General features: G+C 57.9%; 6 protein-coding genes. All 6 read left to right on the top strand.

Annotated features, from left to right (window positions below; genetic code table 11):
• The coding region (locus EPD81_RS10540) for an IS3 family transposase (RefSeq protein ID WP_142805396.1) at positions 1-1,092 on the top strand (1,092 nt) is incomplete at its 5' end.
• Positions 1,093-1,238: 146 nt separating this feature from the next.
• Entirely contained in the window at positions 1,239-1,559 is a 321-nt protein-coding gene (locus tag EPD81_RS10535; protein WP_142805395.1) for a hypothetical protein, read from the top strand.
• 4 nt (positions 1,560-1,563) lie between these two features.
• Complete coding sequence (locus EPD81_RS10530; protein WP_142805394.1) at positions 1,564-2,277, top strand: hypothetical protein; 714 nt, start codon at positions 1,564-1,566, stop codon at positions 2,275-2,277.
• 33 nt (positions 2,278-2,310) lie between these two features.
• Positions 2,311-2,772, top strand: coding sequence for a DUF1643 domain-containing protein (locus tag EPD81_RS10965; RefSeq protein ID WP_142805393.1), 462 nt, complete (start codon positions 2,311-2,313; stop codon positions 2,770-2,772).
• A gap of 102 nt (positions 2,773-2,874) precedes the next feature.
• Positions 2,875-3,864 (top strand): IS5 family transposase, encoded by a 990-nt coding sequence (locus tag EPD81_RS10520; protein ID WP_066708478.1) that lies wholly within the window; start codon positions 2,875-2,877, stop codon positions 3,862-3,864.
• Positions 3,865-4,105: 241 nt separating this feature from the next.
• The coding region (locus EPD81_RS10515; protein WP_142805392.1) for a transposase at positions 4,106-4,419 on the top strand (314 nt) is incomplete at its 3' end.

The raw sequence follows: 4,419 nt of genomic DNA, 5'->3' as shown, positions 1-4,419 counted from the left end.
CGAGGACGCATGATCGGCCTGGAAGATCGCCAAACACTGGTCCGACACATCGATGAGGCACACGCAGCCGGCGCGCGCCTACGCCCGGCCTGCGAGGTCGCAGGCATGACGCTGCGCACCCTGCAGCGCTGGAAAGCGCAGGAAGGACTGCGCCAGGGGGACCGCAGGCCCCTGGCAAAGCGTGCGCAGCCGGCGCATGCGCTCAGCGACGAAGAACTGGCGAGGATCCAGGCGTTGGCCAACGAGCCCCGTTTCGCCGACCAACCCCCGGCGCGCATCGTCCCCACGCTGGCCGACGAGGGCGTCTATCTTGCCAGCGAATCGAGCTTTCAGCGCGTGCTGCGTGCCCACGGACAAACCCGTCACCGTGGGCGCAGCCGTGCGCCGCAGCGCACGCGAGCGCCGACGACGCACGTAGCCAGCGCCCCCGGACAAGTGTGGTGCTGGGACATGACCTACCTGCCCACCCACGTGAAGGGGCAGTGGTTCTACCTGTATCTGATCATGGATCTGTACAGCCGCAAGATCGTCGGCTGGGAGATTCATGCCGCCGATGAGGCAGAACACGCGGTGAGCCTGCTCAAGCGCACCGCGTTGGCCGAAGGCCTCCACGCCCTGCCGGAAAAACCCGTGCTGCACGGCGACAACGGCAGCACGCTCAAGGCCACCACGGTGTTGGCGATGCTGCACTGGCTGGGGATCAAGCCCTCATACTCTCGCCCCAGGGTGTCCGACGACAACGCCTTCGTCGAATCGCTCTTCAAAACGGCGAAGTACCGCCCCGAATTCCCGGCGCGCGGCTTCGCCAGCCTGGACGAAGCCCGCCAGTGGGGACAGCACTTCGTGCACTGGTACAACGTCGAGCACCGCCACAGCGGCCTGCGCTACGTCACCCCCGCCCAACGGCATACCGGGGAAGACCATGCGATCCTGGCGGCACGGCACCAGACCTATCTTCAAGCCCGCGAACGTCACCCGGCGCGCTGGTCCGGGCAGACACGGGACTGGACACCGATCGGGGCCGTCACGCTCAACCCGGAACGGGACAGCGTCGTTCGGGACTCTACCCAAGCTGAAATAGAAGGCAGGTGATTGCATGAATCAGGCGACAACTATCTTGACTTGTTCCGCCAGGCCATGAAACAATGGCAGCGATCACACCCCGAACTGTTCAACAGACGTGTTACCAATCAGCCGGGACACGACACCTAGCTTCTAGATAAACAAAGGATATTATTATGGCGAATAAAATTGAACTACCGAGCAACTGGGTCTGTGACGGAAAAGAACTCAAGCCAAAAAGTGGCGCCTCTTTTTCAAACACTTGGGTTTTTGATGGCAAGGAAATAAAACCAAAAACCGGTGCGTCCTTTTCAAACACTTGGATTTGGGATGGCAAAGAATTGAAGCCAAAAACAGGAGCATCTTTCTCAAATACATGGGTTATTGAAGGTCAAAAAGCAAAACCAAAAACCGGCGCTAACTCATCTAATACCTACGAAATAGGAAGATCGCCAATTTTAGTTATTGCTGGTCAATTGGCTCTAAGGCTCTGGTAACTCGATGATTGAATTGCCAGTTCACACATTGATTGGCCGCGAAAATAGAGAAGGAGGACTTCTACTATGCGGCCTAAATCACGGCTATAGTAAAGAAGATGAGCGACAAGATGCTGCCGGAATTAACAGGGCAGACCCGCATAAATCTTTTTTTTCAGACGGCGAGGTCAATGACTATCCATTTAGGAATCGTATTGTTTCTTGGTTTTCACTATGGGGCTACGAGCTTGCACGAAGTAGCGAGAGAGCAGGTTCGTTCGAAAGGTCAATCGTTCAAACAAACTGGCTACAAACATGCTCAAACAATATGGATGGCATAAACACTCAGCAGGCATGCATCGAGAATAACGAGTCATTCTTCCAGACGTGCGAAGCATTGAAACCAAGCGTAATTTTTTTCTTTGGCAGAGAACTTCTTTGGGCATTTACTTCACCTGCCCTAAGCATTAGGGTCGAATCCATCTTTGGCGCTCGTAAAGGGGAAACTAGGTGGCTTCAAAAAGACGTATATTTCAACGGTAAGCCACGAAGGCGCTTCCGATTTGGTTTTCAGCAGTATGAGAAGCTGACTGTTGTTGTCCTACCGCATGCCACAGGGGCACAGGGCGTAGCTGATGATTACATCTCGGAATTTAAGCCTGAAATGTATGCGGTGATAGACATGTGGTGGGCTAAGCACAAAGAAAAGCTAACAAATCATTCAACAGGGACGCGCTAAAGCGCGCCCGTTAATTCCAACGTTAGGCCTCTTATGCAAACAGGCGCTGAGTTCTCCCCCTGCAAGACATATCGCTACGCGCTTTGGCGTCGCTGGTCAGACGCTCCTCCAGTGCTGTTCGTAATGCTCAACCCATCGACAGCAAACGAGTCACAAGACGACCCAACCATTCGGCGCTGCATCTCTTTCGCAAAGCAATGGGGCCACGGCGGAATCATCGTCGGCAACCTATTTGCTTTCCGATCACCTTACCCGACGGATCTTCAAACAGCCACCGACCCAATCGGGCCGGAGAACAATCATTGGCTAGAGCGTTTGGCCAAGCAAAGCACTGCAGTCGTTGGCGCCTGGGGCAATCACGGCACACTTATGAACAGAGGCCAAGAAGTCGCGGCACTCTTCCCATCCATGCTGTGCTTGGGCCTTACCAAGCTTGGGCAACCCCGCCATCCTCTCTATGTGCCCGCGACGACTTCGCTCACCTCTGTTCGGTAGGCCCATGCCCACACAAACATCAATCCACACAGCATCTGCCACCAGCCTAAGGAAGGTCTGCAAAACCTTCCTGCCAGACTGCCGGGATGGGACAATAGCGACATGAAGCAGATGAGTCTGGAGGCGCCGATGTATACGGGCTTTGAGCTGCGCGCCAAGCGCACCCGCAAGCGTGCGTTTTTGGAGCAGATGGACCGTGTGGTGCCGTGGGCAGAGTTGGTCGCACTCATCGAGCCGTATGCGCCGAAGGCGGGTCCCAAGGGTGGGCGGCCACCCTTTGCGGTAGAGAAGCTGCTGAGGATTCATTTTTTGCAGCAGTGGTTTGGTCTGTCGGACCCGGCGGTGGAGGAAGCCTTGTACGACACGCCGCTGCTGGCGAGCTTTGTTGGTCTGGACCTGGGGGTGGATGTCGTGCCGGATGAGAGCACCATCCTGCGCTTTCGCCACCTGCTGGAGCAACACGGCCTGAGCCAGCGTATCCTCGAGACGGTCAATCGCATCCTGACCGAGCGTGGCCTCATGCTCAAGAGCGGCACCATCGTGGATGCCACGCTCATTGCTGCTCCCAGCTCGACCAAGAACGCCCGCCGTGAGCGCGACCCTGAGATGCACCAGACGAAGAAGGGCAACCAGTGGTACTTCGGCATGAAAGCGCACGTTGGGGTCGACGCCGAGACAGGGCTGGTACACACGGTGGTGGCCACCGCTGCCAACGTCTCGGATGTGACGCAGGCGCATCGGCTCTTGCACGGGCAAGAGACCGACGTCTTTGCCGATGCGGGCTATCAGGGAGTGGACAAGCGAGCGGAAAACCAGGGCAAGCAAGTCGCTTGGCACGTGGCCATGCGGCCGGGCAAGCGCCGGGCATTGGACAAGCGCACTTTTCTTGGCCAGGTGATGGATGCCTTGGAACGCACCAAGGCGCGCATTCGTGCCAAGGGTGAGCATCCGTTTCGGGTACTCAAATGCCAGTTTGGCTACCGCAAGACGCCCTATCGAGGCTTGGCCAAGAACGGCGCGCAGCTCAACGTCCTGTTTGCGCTGGTCAATCTGTGGCTGGCGCGCAAAGCCTTGCTGGCTGCGACGGGATAAGTGCGCCCGCAGTGGGCTCACTGGGGCCGGATGAGGCTGCAGAGGGCCCACGAAGGGGCTTGCTGGAGCCCAAGAACCGTTCAGCATCTGTTTCGATCCCATCCTACGAAACGATATTGACCCTGAACTCGTCGCCACGAACGAGTGGGCGGGGTAGTGCAGAGGTTCCCTAACCCTCTGTGTCAGAATAGTTGTCGTCTCGATAGATCCTGAAACCAGAGGGCGACAAAGGAAGAACGAAGTGGCCAGATACGGACAGTCCTTCAAGGACAGGGCGGTTGCACGGCTGTTGCCGCCAGAAAGTGTCGCGGTGCAGACGCTGGCGCGAGAGCTGAGCATTTCAGCTGCGACGCTAGCGCGCTGGCGAGCCGAGGCGCTCTCCCAGCCCGTTGGCGAGCGGGGCTGGAGTGCGGGGGCCCGATTCGAAGCGGTGCTCTCGACCGCCGCGATGGACGAGGCGAGCAAAGGGGCCTGGTGCCGCGAGCATGGCGTGTATCCCCAGACGCTCGAGCAATGGCGCACCGCCGCCCTGCAGGCGCTCGATGAGCCCGAGGA

The organism is Tepidiphilus sp. J10 (assembly GCF_006980785.1).
In the GTDB taxonomy this organism is placed as follows: domain Bacteria; phylum Pseudomonadota; class Gammaproteobacteria; order Burkholderiales; family Rhodocyclaceae; genus Tepidiphilus; species Tepidiphilus olei.
This window is presented reverse-complemented; position numbering and strand designations above follow the sequence as displayed.

Bases quoted from the DNA above. Each gene is read 5' to 3' on its own strand.
- EPD81_RS10535 (WP_142805395.1), top strand. From the start codon at position 1,239: ATGGCGAATAAAATTGAACTACCGAGCAACTGGGTCTGTGACGGAAAA.
- EPD81_RS10530 (WP_142805394.1), top strand. From the start codon at position 1,564: ATGATTGAATTGCCAGTTCACACATTGATTGGCCGCGAAAATAGAGAA.
- EPD81_RS10965 (WP_142805393.1), top strand. From the start codon at position 2,311: ATGCAAACAGGCGCTGAGTTCTCCCCCTGCAAGACATATCGCTACGCG.
- EPD81_RS10520 (WP_066708478.1), top strand. From the start codon at position 2,875: ATGAAGCAGATGAGTCTGGAGGCGCCGATGTATACGGGCTTTGAGCTG.